Here is a 20,195-nt window from a genome sequence, read left to right as displayed (position 1 = left end):
GACCAGTTATGCCTAAGCGGACCAACGAGTTCCAGGAACTGGTAACGGCCCTCACTCAGATTCTGGGCCGGGACGTGGCGACGCCGAGCGCCATGCTGCCTGACAGCGCGGTCCCGGGCGAACGCCGCGAGGTCGATATCTGCGCCGAAGGCCAGGTGTCCGGTCACAAGGTGGTCTTGGGTATCGAATGCCGGGCCTGGAAGCGGCCGCAGACGGTCGAGTGGGTAGAAGCGATGTACGGCAAGCATTCCCACTTGCCTACTGACAAGCTCGTCTTGGTCTCGGCCAGTGGGTTCACCCCCGCCGCTCTCAAGCTGGCCGAGTTCCTCAGGATCAAGGCGATCACGCCCGATGACGTGACACCCGGCTTTGTCGGGGAGGTTGTCAACAACCTGGATAGCGTCTGGGTGAAGCGATTGGACTTCACCCCCGACACGATGACCGCCGTGATCGACCCACCCATCACCTACCCCGACGGACAGGTAGCCGACCGCGTCGACCTCTTCCCGATCCTCGGTACCTACCTACATCGAGCCGACTCGGCGGTTGTGTGCTCAGCCGGCGACGTGCTCCAGCAGACGATGCGGAACCTCGACATGAATCAACCGGCCGTGCGCGACGCCACCGGCGACGAAACCGCGTTCACAATCGGATCGGACGACGACCCGCTCGTAAACGGCGAGGCGGTGTACTTGATGGGGGGCGACGACCCTGACCCACCGCGTACTCTCCGCCGCATCACCAAGGTGCTGATCACAGGGAAGTTGAAGGCGCACGTGGTTGAGGTACCGCTCAAGCATGGCCAGTATGAGGGCACGCCGTTCTCCACCGGAACCTCGAAAACCGGCGACGAAACCTTTCACTGGGTTATCACGGAGGGCGACGAGGGTCCGCGTATGGGTGTTCGGGTCCTCAACGCTGGCCGCCCGACCGATGGGGAGTTCGTCCAGGGCAAGATGGGCGACTGGGCGGCGCGGCGAGCGGCCGCTGCCCCGTCGCCGCTCGGCGACGTCCCGCCATCGACCGACGATGAAAGCTGACGCGCACACGATGAAGACCGCGACCCTCGTCCCCTACGCGCTCGCCTTCGTGCTTCAGATGGCCGGAGCGGCGGGCGTGGTCCAGGACGTCCGCATCAGCATTCGCAATATGCGCCAGTTCAAAGACGACCTGACGGAAGCCAAGGCCGCCGCGGACGAGCACAGTCGGCAGATCGCGACCATCCGCGACAGGCCTGGAGCGCGGGGGCTGCAGAGGGTAACGGCGCAGATAGCCGCAGCGACTGGCGAAAGGTGGGTCGATCAAACGGGTCCGGGAGCGGCGGCCCAGCGCAGGGCAGTGGTGAAGTACGTGACCGCTCAGAACGACATCAGCGACCGACGCCGCTGGTTCGCTGTCGGCCTGCTGCTTCTCGGCTTGGTCGTCGGCTTCATCGGCAACGTGCTGTCTCTCCTCCCCCTATGACGGGGATTCCTTGGGACCGAACCGGATTGGCCGACTGCGGGCCGCCTGACGCGCAGTCCGACCCGTGCGCGTCCAGTCAGTCACTGATATTGGACGCATCTAGGCAGTTCGGGACCAGCGTTTATGCAGGTCGAGCACCCGATGAGACCACGTACAGTGCGCGACTACCTCGACTGACGCGACGAGTCGGTGCGCTGACAGCGTCGGCGACGCCGCGTGGGGACTGCTCGTGGCCTAGGCGTCATGCGCTTGGCGGAGGGTCCCCCAGTCCGAGATGCTGACGCACGGTGTTGGTCTGAAGCGCATGTTGTCCCAGCCGAGTCAATCCGACAGCGACGCGGTCTCCCCCGGCCGAATCCATAAGCAGGCCCGCGTGTTCGAGAACCTGTATCGCCTCAGCGACGGCACGAGAATCGGGGTTGCCGAACTTTCGTAATTCGTCGCCGCTCGTATAGCCACCCGCGGGTTGGTGATACTGGCCCGTCCTACACCACCCGACGATCGCTTCGATCATTGTGAACTCGTACACGTACGGGGCAGACGAGAACAGCGGCAGGATAGCCCCCGCCACTTCGGCTGGCGGCCACGTGAGCCACCACGGCTGAGGGTTGTTCATCCGCGCATTGAACCATGGCGATCGGCGCGCTCGCGCCCAACGAATCGTGTTCGAGACCTCCGGAAACCCCTCTTCGCTCAATCGGGTCCCGGACGCTCCAGGGTTCCGTTCGGGTCGTAGTACACCTCCTGGCGCGCGATGCGCCCGTCGCGGTAGCGGTAGATCACCACGTACGTCGAGCGCAGGCGGTGCCCACCCCGGGTCCAGTCGAACCGCACGCGCACGAACGACGCGTCGCCGGCGGGGGTGATGGCGAGGTCGGTCGCCTCGTAGTCGATGTCGTCGCAGCCGCGGATGGTGAGCGCGATGAACTCGAGCGTGCGCTCGATGCCGTCGATCCGGGCGGGCCAATCGAACAGGCGCACCGTCGGGCTCACGTACACCACGTCGGGCGCATACAGGTCGCGGGCGAGCGTCACGTCGCCGGCGGCGAACGCCCGCGCGAACCGCTCCTCCTGCGCGCGCAGCGCGTCCTCGGAGATGCCGGACCTGGTCATCGACAGCATGCTAACCGAACGCGTTGGTGCCCAAGCCAAGTCGGAAAAATCGGGTGCGCCCTCCCGCGCCGCCGTCGTACTGTGACCGCATGCCAGCCAACCGCACAGTGGTCTCGTCCGGGTCCGACTTCGAGTCGGTCGTCGGTTATTCGCGCGCGGTGCGGGTCGGCCCGCACGTGGCGGTGGCCGGAACGACCGGCGCGGGAGCCGCCGGTGACATCGCCGCGCAGGCGCGAGATGCCTTGCGCCGCATCGAGATCGCGCTGCAGCAGGCGGGCGCCGCGCTCTCCGACGTGGTGCGCACCCGGATCTACGTCACCGACATCGCCCGCTGGCGGGAGGTGGCGGCGGTGCACGCGGCAGCCTTTGGGGAGATACGTCCGGCGGCGACCATGGTCGAGGTTTCCGCGCTGATCGCGCCCGAGCTGATGGTGGAGATCGAGGCCGACGCCTACGTGGCGGCCCCGGACACCGGGCCGAAGGTGCCGTCGGGCCCGGGCGAATAGGCGATGACGCCGACCACAGCGCTCACCGGCAGCCGGCCGTACAGATGCGGGAACAACATCGCGTCGGGATCCGTTGCCACCCCCGGTTCCCAACGCACGGGCGAGTCCAACAGGGCCGGATCGATGTGCAGGAGAACCAGGTCGTCGCGGCCGCGGAAGAGCCGGTTGGCCGGCAGGTGAACCTGTTCGGGCGTCGACAGATGGATGAATTCCGAGCCGGGCGGCCCGGGGTCGATTCCGCCGAGATCGCGCGCCCGGGACCACTCCTCGCGCCCGCATAGGTGCACCAAAACGCCGGGAACGGTGGCCACAGTCGGCCACCCTAGCCGGGCCCGCCGGTTAAACCACAGCGACTCGTGAGAAACGACACACCCGATAACGATCGGGGAACAAGGCGAAAACCCCATACGTCTGAGAGAGTGAATGTACGAGAACGGAGAAGCCATGAATGCAACTCTGACCAGTCCCGAGCTGACACGAGCGGACCGCTGCGATCGCTGCGGTGCCGCGGCTCGAGTCCGCGCCAAGCTGCCTTCAGGGCTTGAGCTTCTCTTCTGCCAGCACCACGCGAACCAGCATGAGGCGAAACTGACCGAGCAGGACGCGGTGCTGGAGGCCAGCGCCAGCTAGTTTCACCGAACTCACCCGTCGGCAATGTGGGCGGTGCGGGCAGTCATCGGTAATGCTGGACGGGTATGAGCGATCAGGTCGCAAAGCCGTCCCGCCACCACATCTGGCGAATCAGCCTCAGGACTCTGGGCAAGAGCTGGGACGACTCGATTTTCTCAGAGTCGGCGCAGGCCGGCTTCTGGTCGGCGCTGTCCCTGCCGCCGCTGCTGCTGGGGCTGCTGGGCACCCTGGCCTACGTGGCGCCGCTGTTCGGGCCGGACATGTTGCCCAGCATCGAACACCAGGTGATTTCGACGGCCCACAGCGTGTTCTCGCCCAGCGTCGTCAACGAGATCATCGAGCCGACCATCCGGGACATCGCCAATCACGCCCGCGGCGAGGTGGTTTCGCTGGGTTTTCTGATCTCGCTGTGGGCGGGGTCGTCGGCGATCTCGGCGTTCGTCGATTCCGTGGTGGAGGCGCACGATCAGACGCCGTTGCGTCATCCCGTGCGGCAGCGGCTCTTCGCGCTGTTCCTGTACGTGGTGGGGCTGGTCGTCGTGGTGGTGACGGCGCCGCTGGTGGTGGTGGGCCCGCGCAAGATCTCCGAGCACATCCCCGTCGGCCTGGCCAACGTGCTGCGCTACGGCTACTACCCCGCGCTGCTCCTGGGCCTGATGCTGGGCGTGATGATCCTCTACCGGGTGTCGCTGCCCGTGCCGCTGCCGTCGCATCGCCTGATCTTCGGCGCCGTCCTGGCCACCGCGGTCTTCGTGATCGCCACGCTGGGCCTGCGGTTCTACCTGAGATGGATCACCAGCACCGGCTACACCTACGGCGCGCTGTCCACGCCGATCGCGTTCCTGCTGTTCGCGTTCTTCGGCGGCTTCGCGATCATGATCGGCGCCGAACTCAACGCGGCCATCCAGGAGGAGTTCCCCGCCCCGAAGACGCATGCCCACCGGCTGCGCAACTGGGTGCTGGCGCGCGCGCGTGGCCACAAGTCCGCGGTGGACACACCGCCCAACCCCGCACCACCCGCCGTCGCGACGGCGGAGCCGCCGGCCTGATCAGTCCTTTTTCAGGTGCTCGTAGATCCGCTTGCACTCCGGGCAGACGGGCGAGCCCGGCTTGGCCGCCCGAGTGACGGGAAACACCTCGCCGCACAACGCCACCACATGGCTGCCCATCACCGCGCTCTCGGCGATCCTGTCCTTCTTGACGTAGTGGAAGTACTTCGGGGTATCACTACCGGTCCCGTCGTCGACGCGTTCGTCGGTCTCGGTGCGTTCGATCGTCTGGGTGCGCATGCCTCACATTGTGCCTCCTGACTCGCCGTTACCGGAATCGATCAGGTGTGGGACAGTGGAGGTATGAAGCGCGGCGAACAGCTGGGTTTCGACGACGCGGGCCGCCCGGTCCTGATCACCTCCGCCGCCCCCTCGTACGAGGAGGAGCACCGCGCGCGGGTGCGTAAGTACCTGACCCTGATGGCGTTTCGGATTCCGGCGCTGATCCTGGCCGCCGTAGCGTACGGCGCCTGGCACAACGGTCTGATCTCCCTGGCGATCGTGGCGGCCTCGGTGCCGCTGCCCTGGATGGCGGTCCTGATCGCCAACGACCGGCCGCCGCGCCGCTCCGACGAACCGCGGCGCTTCGACGACGCCCGCCGGCGGACGCCCCTGTTCCCACGGGCCGAGCAGCGAGCGCTCGAACCGCGCCGCGCCCCCGAGCCGGGGACGCACGCGCCGACCTGGGACCACCACGACCACGGTTCCCGATAAGCGGCCGCTAGCCGCACTTCTCAGGACATTCTCAGGTCAGCGGCACATCTCTGCACGTCAAGGCGTGTGAGATCGCGATGGGGTGGGAACTCCCAGGCTGGGTCTGTCGTTGAACGACATGACAGTACAAAGCCGAACGGGAGGTCGCTATGGCGAATGCCGGCACAAGCAGGATCGACGGCGATCTGGATGCTCAAAGCCCCGCTGCGGACCTGGTGCGCGTATACCTCAATGGCATTGGTAAGACGGCGCTACTGAACGCGGCGGGCGAAGTCGAACTGGCCAAGCGCATCGAAGCCGGTCTGTATGCCGAGCACCTGCTCGAGACTCGTAAGCGCCTCGGGGAGAACCGCAAACGCGATCTCGAAGCCGTCGTACGCGACGGCCAGGCCGCGCGCCGCCACTTGCTGGAAGCGAACCTGCGGCTGGTGGTTTCGCTGGCCAAGCGCTACACGGGCCGCGGCATGCCCCTGCTGGACCTCATCCAGGAGGGCAACCTGGGCCTGATCCGCGCGATGGAGAAGTTCGACTACACAAAGGGTTTCAAGTTCTCCACCTACGCGACGTGGTGGATCCGCCAGGCGATCACCCGAGGGATGGCCGACCAGAGCCGCACCATTCGCTTGCCCGTCCACCTGGTCGAGCAGGTCAACAAGCTGGCGCGGATCAAGCGGGAGATGCACCAGAACCTGGGGCGTGAGGCCACCGACGAGGAGCTGGCCGCGGAGTCCGGCATCCCGATCGAGAAGATCAACGACCTGTTGGAGCACAGCCGCGACCCGGTGAGCCTCGACATGCCCGTCGGCTCCGAGGAAGAGGCCCCGCTGGGCGACTTCATCGAGGACGCCGAGGCGATGTCCGCGGAGAACGCGGTGATCGCCGAGCTGCTGCACACCGACATCCGCAGCGTCCTGGCCACTCTCGACGAGCGCGAGCATCAGGTGATCCGGCTGCGCTTCGGCCTGGACGACGGCCAGCCGCGCACGCTGGACCAGATCGGCAAGCTGTTCGGGCTGTCCCGTGAGCGGGTCCGCCAGATCGAGCGCGACGTGATGTCCAAGCTGCGCAACGGCGAGCGCGCCGACCGGCTGCGGTCGTACGCGAGCTGAGACCAACCGGATAGATCGCGGCGACCCGCGGCGCCCGGCTAACGCCGCGCTTGCGATCGCCGCCAGATAGATCGCGGCGACCCGCGGCGCCCGGCTAACGCCGCGCTTGCGATCGCCGCCAGAGCCAAGTAACAAGACGGTATGCCCGCCGCGTCACGCGGCGGGCATACTGCTTGCCGGGGACGCGTTACACCCATTCGCGCAGCTTGCCAAGTAGACTCGGCGTCAATGGAGGGTGCTGGATGAACGAGCTGGTTGATACCACCGAGATGTACCTGCGAACCATCTACGACCTCGAGGAAGAGGGCGTGACGCCGCTGCGCGCCCGGATCGCCGAACGTCTCGAGCAGAGCGGTCCGACCGTCAGCCAGACCGTGTCCCGCATGGAGCGGGACGGGCTCCTCCACGTCGCCGGGGACCGTCACCTGGAGCTCACCGACAAGGGCCGGGCGCTGGCCATCGCCGTGATGCGCAAGCACCGGCTGGCCGAACGATTGCTCGTCGACGTCATCGGGGTGCCGTGGGAGGAAGTGCACGCCGAGGCCTGCCGGTGGGAGCACGTGATGAGCGAGGAAGTCGAACGCCGGCTCGTCAAGGTGCTGAACAACCCGACCACGTCGCCGTTCGGCAACCCGATTCCGGGTCTGTTGGACCTCGGCGTCGGCCCGGATTCCGGCTCGGATGAGGCCAACCTGGTCCGGCTGACCGAGCTGCCCGCCGGGTCGCCGGTCGCGGTGGTCGTCCGCCAGCTGACCGAGCACGTCCAGGGCGACATCGACCTGATCACCAGGCTCAAGGACGCCGGCGTGGTGCCCAATGCCCGGGTGACCGTCGAGAACACCCCGGGCGGGGGTGGGGTCACCATCCTCATCCCGGGCCACGAGAACGTCACCCTGCCGCACGAGATGGCCCACGCCGTCAAGGTCGAGAAGGTCTGACCGCGCCCTGACTACCCCGCCCGGCGCCCGAACGCCCGGCGCGGCGGCAGCCGCACCCCCAGCCGCTTGGCCAGCCGGTAGCCGGTGACCGCCAGTTCCCGGATGGTCTCGGGCCGCATGCCGGATTGCAGCGCCTGGTCCAGCATCCCCGCCATCCGATGTTCGGGGTCGCAGCGCAGCGCGGCGTCCAGCGACACGCCCGCGAGCGGGCCGTCGCCGCGGACGTACGCACTGAACGCGAGCAACACCAGCGCCTCCACCCGCCACGGCTCGGGCAGCGAGCGCGCCAGCAGCGCCCACAGCGACTCGGCCTCGCCGGCGCGCTCGCCGACCGCGAGCGCGTACAACGTGTCGCGCACCTGCACATCGCGCAGCGCGCAGCCCAACGCGGCAAGCTGGGTGGCGGACGGCGTTTCGCCGCTGGCGACGCGCTTCGCGACGGTCAGTGCGCGCCGCACGTCGCGGCGGGCGCAACCCAACGGATCGTCGCGCAGCGCCGCCTCCCGCTTCGCCGCCTGCCGCAGCACCGCGCCGGCCAGCCCCGCGCTGCGCGCCGCGTCGACCGCGATCACGGCCTGCAGGTCGGCCCGGCGGGCGTAGAGCCGCCGGCCGTCGAGCACCGCCGCGGCGGCCAGCGGCGACGCCGAAGGATCGTCGATGATGCCGCCGGCTCCGCAGCGGTCCACGCAATGCCAGCGGCCGCCGCGCGCCACCCGGTCCACCACGTGCGCGGCCCACAGCTGAATCCCGCGCTGCGCCAACGCGTCTGCGAGCGCCGCGCACAGCAGCCGGTGCTCCTCGTTGCACCCCGGGCAGTGCGCGCCTTCGGCGTCGACGACCACCGCGATGGCGGCCTCGGGCTCGGCTGCGGCGGCGATCTCGGCCAGGTGCCCCACCCGGTCGGTCACCTCCTCGGACAGATCGACCCGCAGCACCGACCCCAATTCGCCGCCGTCCAGCGACACCAGGATCAATGAATTCTCCGGAACGAAGCCGAGAACGGCCGGTAGCGCCGCGATCAGCGCTCCGGGGCGGTTGAGTGAGAAATCAGCTCGATGCGTCGTCATGGGCACCAACGCTGACGGCCGGCACCGTCAGGCCGTGCTCCCGCAACGAAATCCGGCCGCTCGTCTGTGGAGAAAGTCTGGACTGTGGGCCTTATCGTCTATCCATGGGTTCGATGCAGGAGTACGACATCGTCGTCATCGGTTCGGGACCGGGCGGCCAGAAGGCCGCCATCGCCTCGGCCAAGCTGGGCAAATCGGTCGCCATCATTGAACGCGGCCGGATGCTGGGCGGCGTGTGCGTCAACACGGGCACCATCCCGTCAAAGACGTTGCGCGAGGCGGTCCTCTACCTCACCGGGATGAACCAGCGCGAGCTGTACGGGGCCAGCTACCGCGTCAAGGACCGGATCACGCCGGCCGACCTGCTGGCGCGGACCCAGCACGTGATCGGCAAGGAGGTCGACGTGGTGCGCAATCAGTTGATGCGCAACCGAATCGACCTGCTGGTCGGCCACGGCCGCTTCATCGACCCGCACACCGTCGTCGTGGAGGACCCGGGCCGCCGGGAGATGACGACCGTCAGCGGCGAATACATCGTCATCGCCACCGGCACGCGACCCGCGCGGCCGTCCGGGGTCGAGTTCGACGAGGAACGGGTGCTCGACTCCGACGGGATCCTCGACCTCAAGTCACTGCCGGCCTCGATGGTCGTCGTCGGCGCCGGCGTCATCGGCATCGAGTACGCCTCGATGTTCGCCGCGCTGGGCACCAAGGTGACGGTGGTGGAAAAGCGGGACGACATGCTGGACTTCTGCGACCCCGAGGTGGTGGAGGCGCTGAAGTTCCACCTGCGCGACCTGGCGGTGACGTTCCGGTTCGGCGAGGAGGTGACGGCGGTCGACGTCGGCTCCGCGGGCACCGTCACCACCCTGGCCAGCGGCAAGCAGATCCCGGCCGAGACGGTCATGTACTCCGCGGGGCGCCAGGGGCAGACCGACCACCTCGACCTGCACAACGCCGGCCTCGAGGTCGAGGGCCGCGGGCGGATCTGGGTGGACGACAAGTTCCAGACCAAGGTCGAGCACATCTACGCCGTCGGCGACGTGATCGGGTTCCCGGCGCTGGCCGCGACCTCGATGGAACAGGGCCGGCTGGCCGCCTACCACGCGTTCGGGGAAGCCTGCGAGGGCATCACCGACCTGCAGCCGATCGGCATCTACTCGATCCCCGAGATCTCCTACGTCGGGGCCACCGAGGTGGAGCTGACCAAGAACTCCATCCCGTACGAGGTGGGCGTGGCGCGGTACAAGGAGCTGGCCCGCGGCCAGATCGCCGGAGACTCCTACGGGATGCTCAAGCTGCTGGTGTCCACCGAGGACCGCAAGCTGCTCGGCGTGCACATCTTCGGCACCAGCGCCACCGAGATGGTGCACATCGGGCAGGCCGTGATGGGCTGCGGCGGCACCGTCGACTACCTGGTCGACGCGGTGTTCAACTACCCGACCTTCTCGGAGGCCTACAAGGTCGCCGCGCTGGACGTGACCAACAAGATGCGGGCGCTGTCCCAGTTCCGCCGCTGACTCAGCAGCTGTCGTCGAGGTCGTTGGGCACCGGGTCGCCGGGACCGCCGGCCTCGGCGCGGGCCAGCAATTGCGCGGTCTGGGCGTCGAACGGCGCCGAGTACGACACGTTGGCGGCGCACCCGCCGCGCTCGAAGCCGCCGATCACCCCAGTGAGCGTGGTGCCGCTGACCCACGGCGCGCCGCTGGTGCCGTCGACCAGCCCCTCGCAGGTCAGCGACGGAAACCCGTTGTCGTTGACCGAGGTGGTCGCCTGGCAGCCGATGGGTGAGCCGCCCACCCCGGCCGCGTACCCCAGCACCGTGACGTGGCTGCCCGGCGGCGGCGCGATGCCCAGCGTCAGGGCCAGCCCGACGTGTGACTCGACCGAGCCACCGGCGTCGTTGCTGACCCGCGCGATCGCATAATCCGCGTGCGGGTCCTTGCCGGCCGTCCAGCGCGGATCGAGATAGACCGCATCGGCCTTCCAGACGTCCGCGGGCGGCGGCGTGGCGTCACCGGCGAACCCGGGGACGAAATTGATCTTGGCGGCTCCCGCCAGGCAGTGCGCCGCCGTCATCACCAGGTTGCCGGCCGCCGAATGCACCACCGCGCCCGTGCAGACGTGCAGCGGGCCGTCGTTGATGAAGATCGCGCCGACGCGCCGGTCCGGGTCGACGGGGCGCGCGACGGCCTTCTGTTGAGGCTGGCTGAGCCGCTGCACCGGCGCGGTGGCCACGTCGGCGGAGACGATCGGGCGCGCGGCGGGATCGGCGGGCCTGGTGCACGACGTCAGCAACGTCGCCAGGCCAACCCCCGAGCACAGCAACACCCTCGATACCCGCATTTGGTGTCCATCATGCCTGACCATGGGGCGGCGGGCAGGGTTGAACCCGCCGGGACGGTCTGCGCCCGGTTCGGTGTTTCCGTTAGGGGTGCCCGTTGATTCGGGGGAGACTTGTTAGGGCACCCTGGAGAGATTCCCGAGAGGAGGGAGCCCGATGGCGCGCCATCACAGTCCGGACGACGACGACTACCAGCCAGGGCAGCCCGGCATGTACGAGCTGGAGTTCCCGGCGCCCCAGCTGTCGACGGCCGACGGCCTCGGCCCCGTGATGGTGCACGCGCTGGAGGGCTTCTCCGACGCGGGTCACGCGATCCGGCTGGCCTCCACCCACCTGAAGGCGGCGCTGGACGCCGAGCTGGTGGCGTCGTTCGCGATCGACGAGCTGCTGGATTACCGCTCGCGGCGGCCGCTGATGACGTTCAAGACCGACCACTTCACCCACTACGACGACCCGGAGCTGAGCCTGTACGCGCTGCGCGACAGCGTCGGCACCCCGTTCCTGCTGCTGGCCGGCCTGGAGCCCGACCTGAAGTGGGAGCGTTTCATCACCGCGGTGCGCCTGCTGGCCGAACGGCTGGGGGTGCGGCGCACCATCGGCCTGGGCACCGTCCCGATGGCCGTTCCGCACACGCGCCCGATCACGCTGACGGCGCATTCCAACAACAAGGAGCTCATCTCCGACTTCCAGCCCTGGATCTCGGAGATCCAGGTTCCCGGCAGCGCGTCCAACCTGCTGGAATACCGGATGGCCCAGCACGGTCACGACGTCGTCGGCTTCACCGTGCACGTCCCGCACTACCTGACCCAGACCGACTACCCGGCCGCCGCGCAGGCGCTGCTCGAGCAGGTCGCCAAGAGCGGATCGCTCGAGCTGCCGCTGTCGGCGCTGACCGAGGCCGCCGACGAGATCCGGGCCAAAATCGATGAACAGGTCCAGGCGAGCGCGGAAGTCGCTCAAGTGGTGGCCGCGCTCGAGCGCCAGTACGATGCCTTCATCGACGCTCAGGAGAACAGGTCTTTACTAACTCGCGACGAGGACCTGCCTAGCGGCGACGAGCTTGGCGCCGAGTTCGAGAGATTCCTTGCCCAGCAGGCAGAGAAGAAAAAGAACGACGACGACCAATCTTGAGACTCTTTAAAACGCCCATAGCCCGGGCCGACACCAAGGTTGGCGAGATGACCGAGCGCAAGCGCAAGAGCAACCTTCGCCCGGTGCGTGAAGTGACCACGCCGACGCTCGAGTTCCGCACCATTCACGGGTATCGGCGGGCCTACCGGATCGCGGGTTCCGGCCCGGCGATCCTGCTGCTGCACGGCATCGGTGACAACTCCACCACCTGGAATGCCGTGCAGGCCAAGCTCGCCCAGCGGTTCACCGTGATCGCCCCCGACCTGCTCGGCCACGGGAAATCCGACAAGCCGCGCGCCGACTACTCGGCGGCCGCCTACGCCAACGGGATGCGTGACCTGCTGTCCGTGCTCGACATCGAGCGGGTGACGATCATCGGCCACTCGCTGGGCGGCGGGGTGGCCATGCAATTCGCCTACCAGTTCCCGCATCTGGTCGACCGGCTGATCCTGGTCGCGGCGGGCGGGGTCACCAAGGACGTCAACGTCGTCTTCCGGCTGGCCTCCTTGCCGATGGGCAGCGAGGCGCTGGCGCTGCTGCGGCTGCCGCTGGTGCTGCCGGCGGTTCAGCTCGCGGGCAAGCTGGCCGGGCTGGCGATCGGGTCGACCGCGCTGGGCCACGACCTGCCCAACGTGCTGCGCATCCTCGACGACCTGCCGGAGCCGACCGCCTCGGCGGCCTTCAGCCGGACCCTGCGGGCGGTGGTGGACTGGCGCGGGCAGATCGTGACGATGCTGGACCGATGTTATTTGACCGAGGCCATCCCGGTTCAGATCGTCTGGGGCACCAAGGATGTCGTGGTCCCCGTCCGGCACGCCTGGATGGCGCACGCCGCGATGCCCGGCTCGCGCCTCGAGATCTTCGAAGGCTCGGGCCACTTCCCCTTCCACGACGACCCGGCCCGCTTCATCGACGTCGTGCAGCGCTTCATCGACAGCACCCAACCCGCCGAATACGACCAGGCCGCCCTTCGCGAGCTGCTGCGCACCGGGGGCGGCGAGAAGACCGTCACCGGCCCGGCCGACACCCGCGTCGCCGTGCTGAACGCCATGGGCTCCGACGAGCGCAGCGCCACCTGATAATTGCGTTGACCCGGCCCGTACAGTCGGGTCATGGGGCTCGACGTGACCGTGGTCCGCGTGTTCACCGACGCGGACGGCAACTTCGGTAATCCGCTCGGCGTCGTCGACGCCGCCCTGGTGGCACCCGGGGACCGGCAACGGCTCGCGACCCAATTGGGTTACAGCGAAACGGTATTCATCGACCTGCCGGCCGCCGGCGCGAGCACCGCGCACGCGAAGATCTACACCCCGCGCACCGAGCTTCCGTTCGCCGGGCACCCGACCGTCGGTGCGGCGTGGTGGCTGCGCGACAACGGCCGGCCGATCAAGACGCTGCAGGTGCCGGCCGGGCTGGTGCAGGTGAGCTATCCGGGCGAGCTGACCCGGATCAGCGCCCGCTCCGAGTGGGCGCCGGAGTTGGCGATCCACGAATTCGATTCCGCCGACGATGTTTTGGGCGCCGACCCGGCGGACTTCCCCGTCGACGTCGGGCACTACGTGTGGGCCTGGGTGGATCGGCCGGCCGGGACGCTGCGCGCGCGGGGGTTTTTCGCGAACCTCGGCGTGCCGGAGGACGAGGCCACCGGGTCCGCGGCGATGCGGCTCACCGACTACCTCAGCCGCGACCTGCACATCACGCAGGGCAATGGGTCGGTCATCGAAACCACGTGGAACGCCGAGGGCTGGGTCGCGGTGGCGGGGCGCGTCGTGGGCGACGGCGTGAGGCAGGTCGACTGACCCGCGGCTCAGCGCTGGCGGCGCAGGACCGCGTCGAGGTGATCCTGCAGGTGCTGGCCCACGGCGCCCATCCGCACGGAGTAGGACAGCTCGTCGCCGGCGATGCGGAACGAACGGCCAAGGGCGGTCACCTCTTTGGCGGTCGGGGTCAGCCCGATCACCCCGCCGGGGCTCGTCGACATCTCGACTTCGATGACGTCGCCGTCCACCGAGTAGGTGCCCACTTCGATTTCGGTGATGCCGCTGGGATGGGCCAGAACCAGCTCGATTTCGCCCATCCGCGGCGCCCGCAGAAACCCCGTCTCGGCGTGCAACGGTTTACCGTCGGCGACCGCCTTGGTCTTTTGCGCGTAGGCCAAAAACGGCTTACCCACATGGGAAAACACGACTTCCTCGAAGTAGTCGAAGGGCTGGATCGTGGGATATTTGCCCGAACCGCGACCGGCCCAGGTCCCCAGCAACGGCGCCAGCGCCTCCAGATCGGGATGCAGATCGGGCGGCATGACGACAGCCTAGCGAGTGACCGGTTCCGGATCGGTGGACACGTTGCGGTGCGCGCGCAGCGCCTCGATCTCGCGCTCGAAGTCCTCCGCGGAGGAAAACGACCGGTACACCGAGGCGAACCGCAGGTAGGCCACCTCGTCGAGGTCGCGCAGGGGCCCGAGGATGGCCAGGCCGACCTCGTGGCTGGGCACCTCGGGCGACCCGGCGGCGCGCACAGTGTCTTCCACTTGCTGGGCAAGCAGATTCAGCGCGTCGTCGTCGACCTGGCGGCCCTGGCAGGCCCGCCGGACCCCGCTGATGACCTTTTCCCGACTGAACGGCTCGGTGACGCCGCTGCGTTTGACGACGGCCAGCACCGCCGTTTCGACGGTGGTGAAGCGCCGCCCACACTCGGGGCAGGATCGGCGGCGCCTGATGGCCTGGCCTTCATCGGTTTCCCGCGAGTCGATCACCCGGGAATCGGGATGGCGGCAGAACGGACAGTGCATGACCGCTCCTTCGCCGTGCTCACATCCGGGGTCGCAGAACACCCCGAGCGTACCCGTGCGCTCCCCCGCTTGGCATCGTCACCTTGTCGCGCTTCGCGCGTCAGCCGACCGGCGCGATCAGCGTCTGACCCGCGGCGACGGACGGCGAGTTCAGGTCGTTGAGTTCGCGAATCCGCTGGGCCACCTGGCGGGCCGGCGCGTCCGGCGCCACGCGGTGGGCGACATCCTGCAGGGACTCGCCGGGTTCGACCCGCACGACGGCGAGCCGATCGGGCACCGCGGCGGCCGATCCCGGCGAATCGCCGTTGACCGCCTGGCCGATGTTGGCGACCAGCCCCAGCCACAGCGTGATGATTCCGGCCACCAGCGCCAGCCCCACCGTCGTCGCCAGCGTGACCGGACGACGAGCGCGGTGCGGCGCGACGGACATGGCGACGCCGGTGCCGTGGTAGCGCGGCGGCGCGACCGCCGGCCTGGACGGACCCGGCCGGCGGGAACGGGCCAGCCCGTCCCGGCCGTGGCGGAGCACCGGCACCGGCCCGTTGACCGGGCGCCGAACGCCGCTGGTACGCGGCGCGACTGTGTGGATGATGGTCATCTGCGTTCCTCCGGTCAACTCATTCTCGCTCGTGTGTTCGAAACTATATCGCTCGTGTGTTCGATACCCGAACATTTGAGCGAAGCGTGTCGGACGAGCAAAACGCTAGAGCACCCCACCGACAACTTTGGGGGCGCGACCGCTGACATGGCGTTGAGATACCCGATCAATCGAAGAGTTACACCTTTGTTATTCGGCTGCCAATCGCCTGTTTCGGGACCTCCCCGCCGCCGCGACACGCCAGTCGAACACATGTTTGATTCTTTGGCGCGCTGCCGCTACATTCGGTGCATGAGCGACAGCAACGACACCCCATCAAGCAGCTCGCACCCCGTGGACTCGTCGCTGACCGAACGGCAGCGCACCATTCTGAACGTCATCCGCGCCTCGGTCACCAGCCGCGGCTACCCGCCGAGCATCCGGGAGATCGGCGACGCCGTCGGCCTGACCTCCACGTCGTCGGTGGCTCACCAGCTGCGCACGCTGGAACGCAAGGGATACCTGCGCCGGGACCCGAACCGCCCGCGGGCCGTGGACGTCCGCGGCGCCGAGGACACCGGCGACGCGGCGGCGGTCACCGAGGTCGCCGGGTCGGACGCGCTGCCCGAGCCCAGTTACGTCCCGGTGCTGGGGCGCATCGCCGCCGGTGGGCCGATCCTCGCCGAAGAGGCGGTCGAGGACGTCTTCCCGCTGCCCCGCGAGCTGGTCGGCGAGGGCACGCTGTTTTTGCTCAAGGTGGTGGGCGATTCGATGGTCGAGGCCGCGATCTGCGACGGCGACTGGGTGGTGGTGCGGCAGCAGCACGTCGCCGACAACGGGGACATCGTCGCGGCCATGATCGACGGCGAGGCGACCGTCAAGACGTTCAAGCGCGCGGGCGGTCAGGTGTGGCTGATGCCGCACAACCCGGCGTTCGACCCGATCCCGGGCAACGACGCGACCGTGCTCGGCAAAGTCGTCACGGTGATCCGCAAGGTCTAGCGCCGCTCAGTCGGCCTTGACGAAGCCGTTGGCCTGCGCGACTTCCTCGCTGGACAGCCATAATTCGGCCAGGGTGTCGTGATAGAGCGGGCTCTCGGGCGTGTAGTACAGGCCGAAGCTCGCGCTGGCCTTGATCGGGTAGCCGTCGGGCACCTGGTAGGGGTCGTCCAGCGGCAGGCGGATCGTCGGGCGACCAGCGGCGACGGGCGCCGCGTCGACCGCTTCCGGGCCCGGTGTTTCCTCGTCGTCCGCGGCCGCATGGTGCCGGCCGATGCGCGATTCGGCGCCGGCCGCCAAGGCCTCCGCCGCCTCGGGGCCGCCGGCCTCGGGTAGCTCGGCGTCTTCCGCGGCGGCATCCGGCTGGCCGGCCTGCTCGTAGCCGGGCTCCTCGTAGCCGGGCTCTTCATAGCCGGGCTCCTCGTAGCTGGCCTGCTCGTAGCCGGTGTCCTCATAGCCCACGTCGTCGTAGGCGGCGTTCTCGTAGGAGCCCTCGCCGGCGACTTCGGGATAGCCGCCCTCCGCCAGGGCGGCCCCGGAGACGATCGGAATGGAATCCGTGTCCACCGCATCGGGATCTTGCTCCTCGGCATCGAGCGCCTCGGCGCCCCGGCTCCAACTGACCCGCCCCGCGGACTCGGCGTCGGCCGCCGGCTGCTCCTCGGCCGGATGCAGGTCCCCGGCCGCGAAGTGGTCGGTCGCGAGCTCGCCGTCGTCCTGGCCCCAGCGCGCGTCGGCCGGTTCCTCGTAGCCGGTGTGCGCGTCGCGCTCGGGCTCGTAGGCGGGGGCGGCGGCGATGTCGCCGGCGCCGCGGCGCGCGCGCCGCCGGCGCAACCCGAACGTCAGCAACGCCGACAGCAGGATCAGCACCAGCACCGCGATGGCGGCCGGCAGCCACCACCGGTGCCAGTCGAACTTCTTGCCGTGGGAGGGCATCGCCGCGGTGCTCGGCTGGTTCTGTCCCGACACCTGCAGGCCGGACAGCAGCGGCGCCAGATTCGACGGCTCGGTGGCGAACGAGTTCTTCGCGCGGTTCCACGAGATCTTGCCGCCGGTGAACTGTTGCGAGACGACGTCGCCGTCCACGGACTGATCGCCGACGGGGGCGCCGAGCTTGCCGTTGGGGCCGCGCAGCTTGTCCCACGCGGCCTTCATCGCGCCGCGTATCACGAACGCACCGTGGTCGGAGGTCCAGAAGATCACCGGCTTGTCGACCGCCGCGAAGGTCGCGATCCGGCTGGACGGGCCGATGCCCCCGTCGGACTCGTTGGCGGTGGGGAACCCGAGGTCGCTGCCCGCCGGCCCGCCCAGCGACTCGTACTTGGCCAGGACGTCGCTCTCGAGGGCGTTCGCGCCGGTGGCCGGGTTGAAGAAGACCTTGCCGCCGGCGAAGTTCTGGGCGATCCCGTCGCCGCCGATCGGATAGGTTCCGCCCTGCTTGGCGCCCAGCGGGCCGGTGGCCCCGCCGGCGGCCCGCCACGCCATGTTGATGGCGGCGGCCGGATCGATCGCCACCTGCAGGCCCTTCAGCTGGTCGGCCAGCGGCGCCGGGTTGGTGGTGAACTCCTTGGTCTTGCGGTTCCAGGAGATCTCGCCGCCGCTGAACTTCTGGGAGGTGACCTCGCCGTTGTAGGTTTCGTCGCCGGCCGGCGCCCCCAGCACGCCGCCCGAGCTGCCCAGCTTGTCCCAGGCGGCGTTCATCGCGCCGCGCACCACGAAGGCGCCGTGGTCGGGCGTCCAGAAGATCACCGGCTTGTCGCTGGCCGAGAAGGTGGCCACCCGGCTGTCCGGTCCGGCCAGGCCGGGAACTTCGTTGATCGTCGGGAAGCCCAGATCGCTGGTGACGGGACCGCCCAGCGCCTCGTATTTGTCCAGGATGGGGCCGTAGACGAACTTGGCGCCCGTCTCGGTGGTGTAGAACATCTTGCCGCCGTCGAAGTCCAGCGCGAACCCGTCGCCGGCCGGGTAGACGTCACCCTTGCGGGCGCCCAGCGGCGAGGTGTCGCCGCCGGCCTTCTCCCACGCGGCCATCATGGCGGCCTCGGCGTCGCCGATCGGCGACGCGGACACGGACGGCGCCAGCAATGCGGCCGCCAGCACCGCGGCCGCCATGCCAACCAGCGCGCGTCCGACCAGCTTGCGCATTCGACCTCTCTGCCCGCTCACCAAGCCTCCGATGGATAGGCACCTATCCCCGGCCATGACCGCACCTAAACCCGTGCCGAACCGCATTATCGCCGGACTCGCACAACTTTGCCCCGGCCGACATGCAATGCGAAGTCAAATTGGAAATAGTACGGAAACGGATACCGCGCCGATGTCGAAATGATGCCGGAGCGCGCCCGGACCGCAATCGACCCCGCTCACCAGCGCCGCGATCGCCGATGTGGCGATGTGTGACTACGCAGTCGATATACGAGAAACACATGCGCCGACGGTACGCGAGGCCGTTAGCTAGTCAGCGAACTACCCGCCGGAATGGCCGATTAGGCCATTCATTATTTGCCGGGCTAGCTAGCCGACGGGGCGCGCGGTGCGGCGTGCTGTGCGCGCCGAAAGCCGCGATTGCGTTGCGCCGCAACATGATTGCTAGACGCCGAGGCTGCGACCGACGATCTCCTTCATGATCTCGGTGGTGCCGCCGTAGATCGTCTGCACCCGAGCGTCGAGATAGGCTCGGGCAACCGGGTATTCGCGCATATAGCCGTAGCCGCCGTGCAGTTGCAGGCACCGGTCGATCAGGTGCACCTGCTTTTCGGTGGAGTACCACTTGGCCATGGCGGCCTGTTCCGCGGTCAGCTTGTGGTCGAGGTGCAGGCGGACGAACTCGTCGACCATCATCCGCACCACGGTCGCCTCGGTGGCCAGCTCGGCGAGGACGAAGCGGCTGTTCTGGAAGCTGCCGATCGGCTTGCCGAAGGCCTTGCGCTCCTTCACATATTGCAGCGTCTGGTCCAGCACGCCTTCCATCGCGGCGGCGGCCATGATGGCGATCCCGATCCGTTCCTGCGGCAGGTTCTGCATGAGGTAGATGAACCCCATCCCCTCCTCGCCGAGCAGGTTCTCGACCGGCACATGCACGTCGGTGAACGACAGCTCGGCGGTGTCCTGCGCGTCGAGGCCGATCTTGTCGAGGTGCCGGCCGCGTTCGAATCCCTCCATGCCGCGCTCGACCACCAGCAGCGAGAAGCCCTGCGCGCCTTTGTCCGGATCGGTCTGGGCGACCACGATCACCAGGTCGGAGTTGATCCCGTTGGTGATGAACGTCTTTGCGCCGTTGAGCACGTAGTGGTCGCCCTGCTTGACCGCGCGGGTCTTGATGCCCTGCAGGTCGCTGCCGGTGCCCGGCTCGGTCATGGCGATCGCGGTGATGATCTCGCCGGTGCAGAACTTCGGCAGCCAGCGCTGCTTCTGCTCGTCGTTCGCCAGCGACAGCAGGTACGGCGCCACGATGTCGTTGTGCAGGCCGAAGCCGACTCCGCTGTACCGGCCGAGCGTGGTCTCCTCGGTGATGATCGTGTTGTACCGGAAGTCGGGGTTGCCGCCGCCGCCGTACTCCTCGGGCACCGCCATGCCCAGGAAGCCCTGCTTCCCGGCCTCCAGCCACACGCCGCGGTCGACGATCTTGGCCTTCTCCCATTCGTCGTGGTACGGGGCCACGTGGCGATCGAGGAAGCCGCGGTAGGACTCGCGGAACAGTTCGTGCTCGGGCTCGAAAAGAGTGCGCTCGTACTTGATGGCACTGCTCATGGACAACCTCCGC

The 20,195-nt window shown here is 68.4% G+C and carries 23 protein-coding genes; 13 read left to right on the top strand and 10 right to left on the bottom strand.

The window, feature by feature from the left end; all coding sequences use genetic code 11:
• Positions 1–8 precede the first annotated feature (8 nt).
• Both AWB89_RS19545 and AWB89_RS19540 read left to right on the top strand, forming a co-directional pair.
• Positions 9–1,040: a restriction endonuclease gene (locus tag AWB89_RS19545; protein ID WP_085175883.1), complete on the top strand. Its 1,032-nt coding sequence runs from the start codon at positions 9–11 to the stop codon at positions 1,038–1,040.
• Between the two features lie 10 nt (positions 1,041–1,050).
• Positions 1,051–1,464, top strand: a complete 414-nt coding sequence (locus AWB89_RS19540; RefSeq protein ID WP_085175881.1) for a hypothetical protein — start codon at positions 1,051–1,053, stop codon at positions 1,462–1,464.
• A gap of 693 nt (positions 1,465–2,157) precedes the next feature.
• On the opposite strand, the gene AWB89_RS19535 is transcribed toward AWB89_RS19540, so the two are convergent.
• The gene (locus AWB89_RS19535) at positions 2,158–2,577 is read right to left on the bottom strand and encodes a nuclear transport factor 2 family protein (protein WP_158089835.1); all 420 of its coding nucleotides are present in this window, start codon (positions 2,575–2,577) and stop codon (positions 2,158–2,160) included.
• A gap of 89 nt (positions 2,578–2,666) precedes the next feature.
• Between AWB89_RS19535 and AWB89_RS19530 the strand changes: the two genes are divergently transcribed.
• Positions 2,667–3,083 (top strand): Rid family hydrolase, encoded by a 417-nt coding sequence (locus tag AWB89_RS19530; protein WP_085175877.1) that lies wholly within the window; start codon positions 2,667–2,669, stop codon positions 3,081–3,083.
• Here the strand turns inward: AWB89_RS19530 and AWB89_RS19525 are convergent.
• Entirely contained in the window at positions 3,029–3,394 is a 366-nt protein-coding gene (locus tag AWB89_RS19525; RefSeq protein WP_142282580.1) for a DUF952 domain-containing protein, read from the bottom strand. The two genes, AWB89_RS19530 and AWB89_RS19525, sit on opposite strands and share 55 nt — an antisense overlap.
• Positions 3,395–3,527: 133 nt before the next feature.
• Here AWB89_RS19525 and AWB89_RS19520 point away from each other — a divergent pair, with 133 nt between their 5' ends.
• Together AWB89_RS19520 and AWB89_RS19515 are read left to right on the top strand one after the other, a co-directional pair.
• On the top strand, positions 3,528–3,713 hold the full coding sequence (locus tag AWB89_RS19520) for a DUF7455 domain-containing protein (RefSeq protein ID WP_068235416.1): 186 nt from the start codon (positions 3,528–3,530) through the stop codon (positions 3,711–3,713).
• Positions 3,714–3,778: 65 nt separating this feature from the next.
• Positions 3,779–4,762, top strand: coding sequence for a YihY/virulence factor BrkB family protein (locus AWB89_RS19515; protein WP_085102873.1), 984 nt, complete (start codon positions 3,779–3,781; stop codon positions 4,760–4,762).
• Here the strand turns inward: AWB89_RS19515 and AWB89_RS19510 are convergent, their stop codons facing one another.
• The gene (locus tag AWB89_RS19510; RefSeq protein ID WP_085175873.1) at positions 4,763–5,002 is read right to left on the bottom strand and encodes a DUF3039 domain-containing protein; all 240 of its coding nucleotides are present in this window, start codon (positions 5,000–5,002) and stop codon (positions 4,763–4,765) included.
• A 45-nt stretch (positions 5,003–5,047) separates the two neighbouring features.
• Here AWB89_RS19510 and AWB89_RS19505 point away from each other — a divergent pair, with 45 nt between their 5' ends.
• From AWB89_RS19505 to AWB89_RS19495, 3 genes are all read left to right on the top strand, one after another.
• On the top strand, positions 5,048–5,476 hold the full coding sequence (locus tag AWB89_RS19505) for a DUF3099 domain-containing protein (protein ID WP_139830835.1): 429 nt from the start codon (positions 5,048–5,050) through the stop codon (positions 5,474–5,476).
• Positions 5,477–5,625: 149 nt separating this feature from the next.
• Positions 5,626–6,585: a sigma-70 family RNA polymerase sigma factor SigB gene (gene sigB, locus AWB89_RS19500; RefSeq protein ID WP_066909888.1), complete on the top strand. Its 960-nt coding sequence runs from the start codon at positions 5,626–5,628 to the stop codon at positions 6,583–6,585.
• 242 nt (positions 6,586–6,827) lie between these two features.
• Positions 6,828–7,523: an iron-dependent transcriptional repressor DtxR gene (locus tag AWB89_RS19495; protein ID WP_085102867.1), complete on the top strand. Its 696-nt coding sequence runs from the start codon at positions 6,828–6,830 to the stop codon at positions 7,521–7,523.
• Between the two features lie 11 nt (positions 7,524–7,534).
• Here AWB89_RS19495 and AWB89_RS19490 read toward each other — a convergent pair whose 3' ends face one another.
• On the bottom strand, positions 7,535–8,590 hold the full coding sequence (locus AWB89_RS19490) for a DUF4192 domain-containing protein (protein WP_085175871.1): 1,056 nt from the start codon (positions 8,588–8,590) through the stop codon (positions 7,535–7,537).
• Between the two features lie 113 nt (positions 8,591–8,703).
• Between AWB89_RS19490 and sthA the strand changes: the two genes are divergently transcribed.
• Positions 8,704–10,110 carry a Si-specific NAD(P)(+) transhydrogenase gene (sthA, locus tag AWB89_RS19485; RefSeq protein WP_139830847.1) on the top strand — a complete coding sequence of 469 codons (1,407 nt, stop codon included), beginning with the start codon at positions 8,704–8,706 and terminating at the stop codon, positions 10,108–10,110.
• A gap of 1 nt (position 10,111) precedes the next feature.
• On the opposite strand, the gene AWB89_RS19480 is transcribed toward sthA, so the two are convergent.
• Positions 10,112–10,936: a trypsin-like serine peptidase gene (locus AWB89_RS19480; RefSeq protein ID WP_372515197.1), complete on the bottom strand. Its 825-nt coding sequence runs from the start codon at positions 10,934–10,936 to the stop codon at positions 10,112–10,114.
• A 154-nt stretch (positions 10,937–11,090) separates the two neighbouring features.
• Here AWB89_RS19480 and AWB89_RS19475 point away from each other — a divergent pair, with 154 nt between their 5' ends.
• Genes AWB89_RS19475 through AWB89_RS19465 form a run of 3 tightly spaced genes read left to right on the top strand, consistent with a single transcriptional unit; the run spans position 11,091 to position 13,864 of the window.
• Positions 11,091–12,065 carry a proteasome assembly chaperone family protein gene (locus AWB89_RS19475; RefSeq protein ID WP_085102859.1) on the top strand — a complete coding sequence of 325 codons (975 nt, stop codon included), beginning with the start codon at positions 11,091–11,093 and terminating at the stop codon, positions 12,063–12,065.
• A 47-nt stretch (positions 12,066–12,112) separates the two neighbouring features.
• Positions 12,113–13,144: an alpha/beta fold hydrolase gene (locus tag AWB89_RS19470; protein ID WP_085102857.1), complete on the top strand. Its 1,032-nt coding sequence runs from the start codon at positions 12,113–12,115 to the stop codon at positions 13,142–13,144.
• Positions 13,145–13,177: 33 nt separating this feature from the next.
• Positions 13,178–13,864, top strand: coding sequence for a PhzF family phenazine biosynthesis protein (locus tag AWB89_RS19465; protein WP_085175869.1), 687 nt, complete (start codon positions 13,178–13,180; stop codon positions 13,862–13,864).
• An 8-nt stretch (positions 13,865–13,872) separates the two neighbouring features.
• On the opposite strand, the gene AWB89_RS19460 is transcribed toward AWB89_RS19465, so the two are convergent.
• The 3 genes from AWB89_RS19460 to AWB89_RS19450 all read right to left on the bottom strand — a co-directional run bounded on the left by AWB89_RS19460 (position 13,873) and on the right by AWB89_RS19450 (position 15,454).
• Entirely contained in the window at positions 13,873–14,367 is a 495-nt protein-coding gene (locus AWB89_RS19460; protein WP_085175867.1) for a peroxynitrite isomerase, read from the bottom strand.
• A 9-nt stretch (positions 14,368–14,376) separates the two neighbouring features.
• The gene (gene nrdR, locus AWB89_RS19455; protein ID WP_085102851.1) at positions 14,377–14,856 is read right to left on the bottom strand and encodes a transcriptional regulator NrdR; all 480 of its coding nucleotides are present in this window, start codon (positions 14,854–14,856) and stop codon (positions 14,377–14,379) included.
• A gap of 100 nt (positions 14,857–14,956) precedes the next feature.
• On the bottom strand, positions 14,957–15,454 hold the full coding sequence (locus tag AWB89_RS19450) for a LysM peptidoglycan-binding domain-containing protein (protein WP_085175865.1): 498 nt from the start codon (positions 15,452–15,454) through the stop codon (positions 14,957–14,959).
• 291 nt (positions 15,455–15,745) lie between these two features.
• Between AWB89_RS19450 and lexA the strand changes: the two genes are divergently transcribed.
• A complete protein-coding gene (gene lexA / locus AWB89_RS19445; RefSeq protein WP_085102847.1) occupies positions 15,746–16,435 on the top strand; it encodes a transcriptional repressor LexA in 690 nt (229 codons plus the stop codon).
• A gap of 6 nt (positions 16,436–16,441) precedes the next feature.
• On the opposite strand, the gene AWB89_RS19440 is transcribed toward lexA, so the two are convergent.
• Positions 16,442–18,577: an LGFP repeat-containing protein gene (locus tag AWB89_RS19440; protein ID WP_085175863.1), complete on the bottom strand. Its 2,136-nt coding sequence runs from the start codon at positions 18,575–18,577 to the stop codon at positions 16,442–16,444.
• A 444-nt stretch (positions 18,578–19,021) separates the two neighbouring features.
• On the bottom strand, positions 19,022–20,182 hold the full coding sequence (locus AWB89_RS19435) for an acyl-CoA dehydrogenase family protein (protein WP_085175861.1): 1,161 nt from the start codon (positions 20,180–20,182) through the stop codon (positions 19,022–19,024).
• Between the last annotated feature and the right edge of the window lie 13 nt (positions 20,183–20,195).

Source organism: Mycobacterium paraense (genome assembly GCF_002101815.1).
Lineage (GTDB): Bacteria > Actinomycetota > Actinomycetes > Mycobacteriales > Mycobacteriaceae > Mycobacterium > Mycobacterium paraense.
This window is presented reverse-complemented; position numbering and strand designations above follow the sequence as displayed.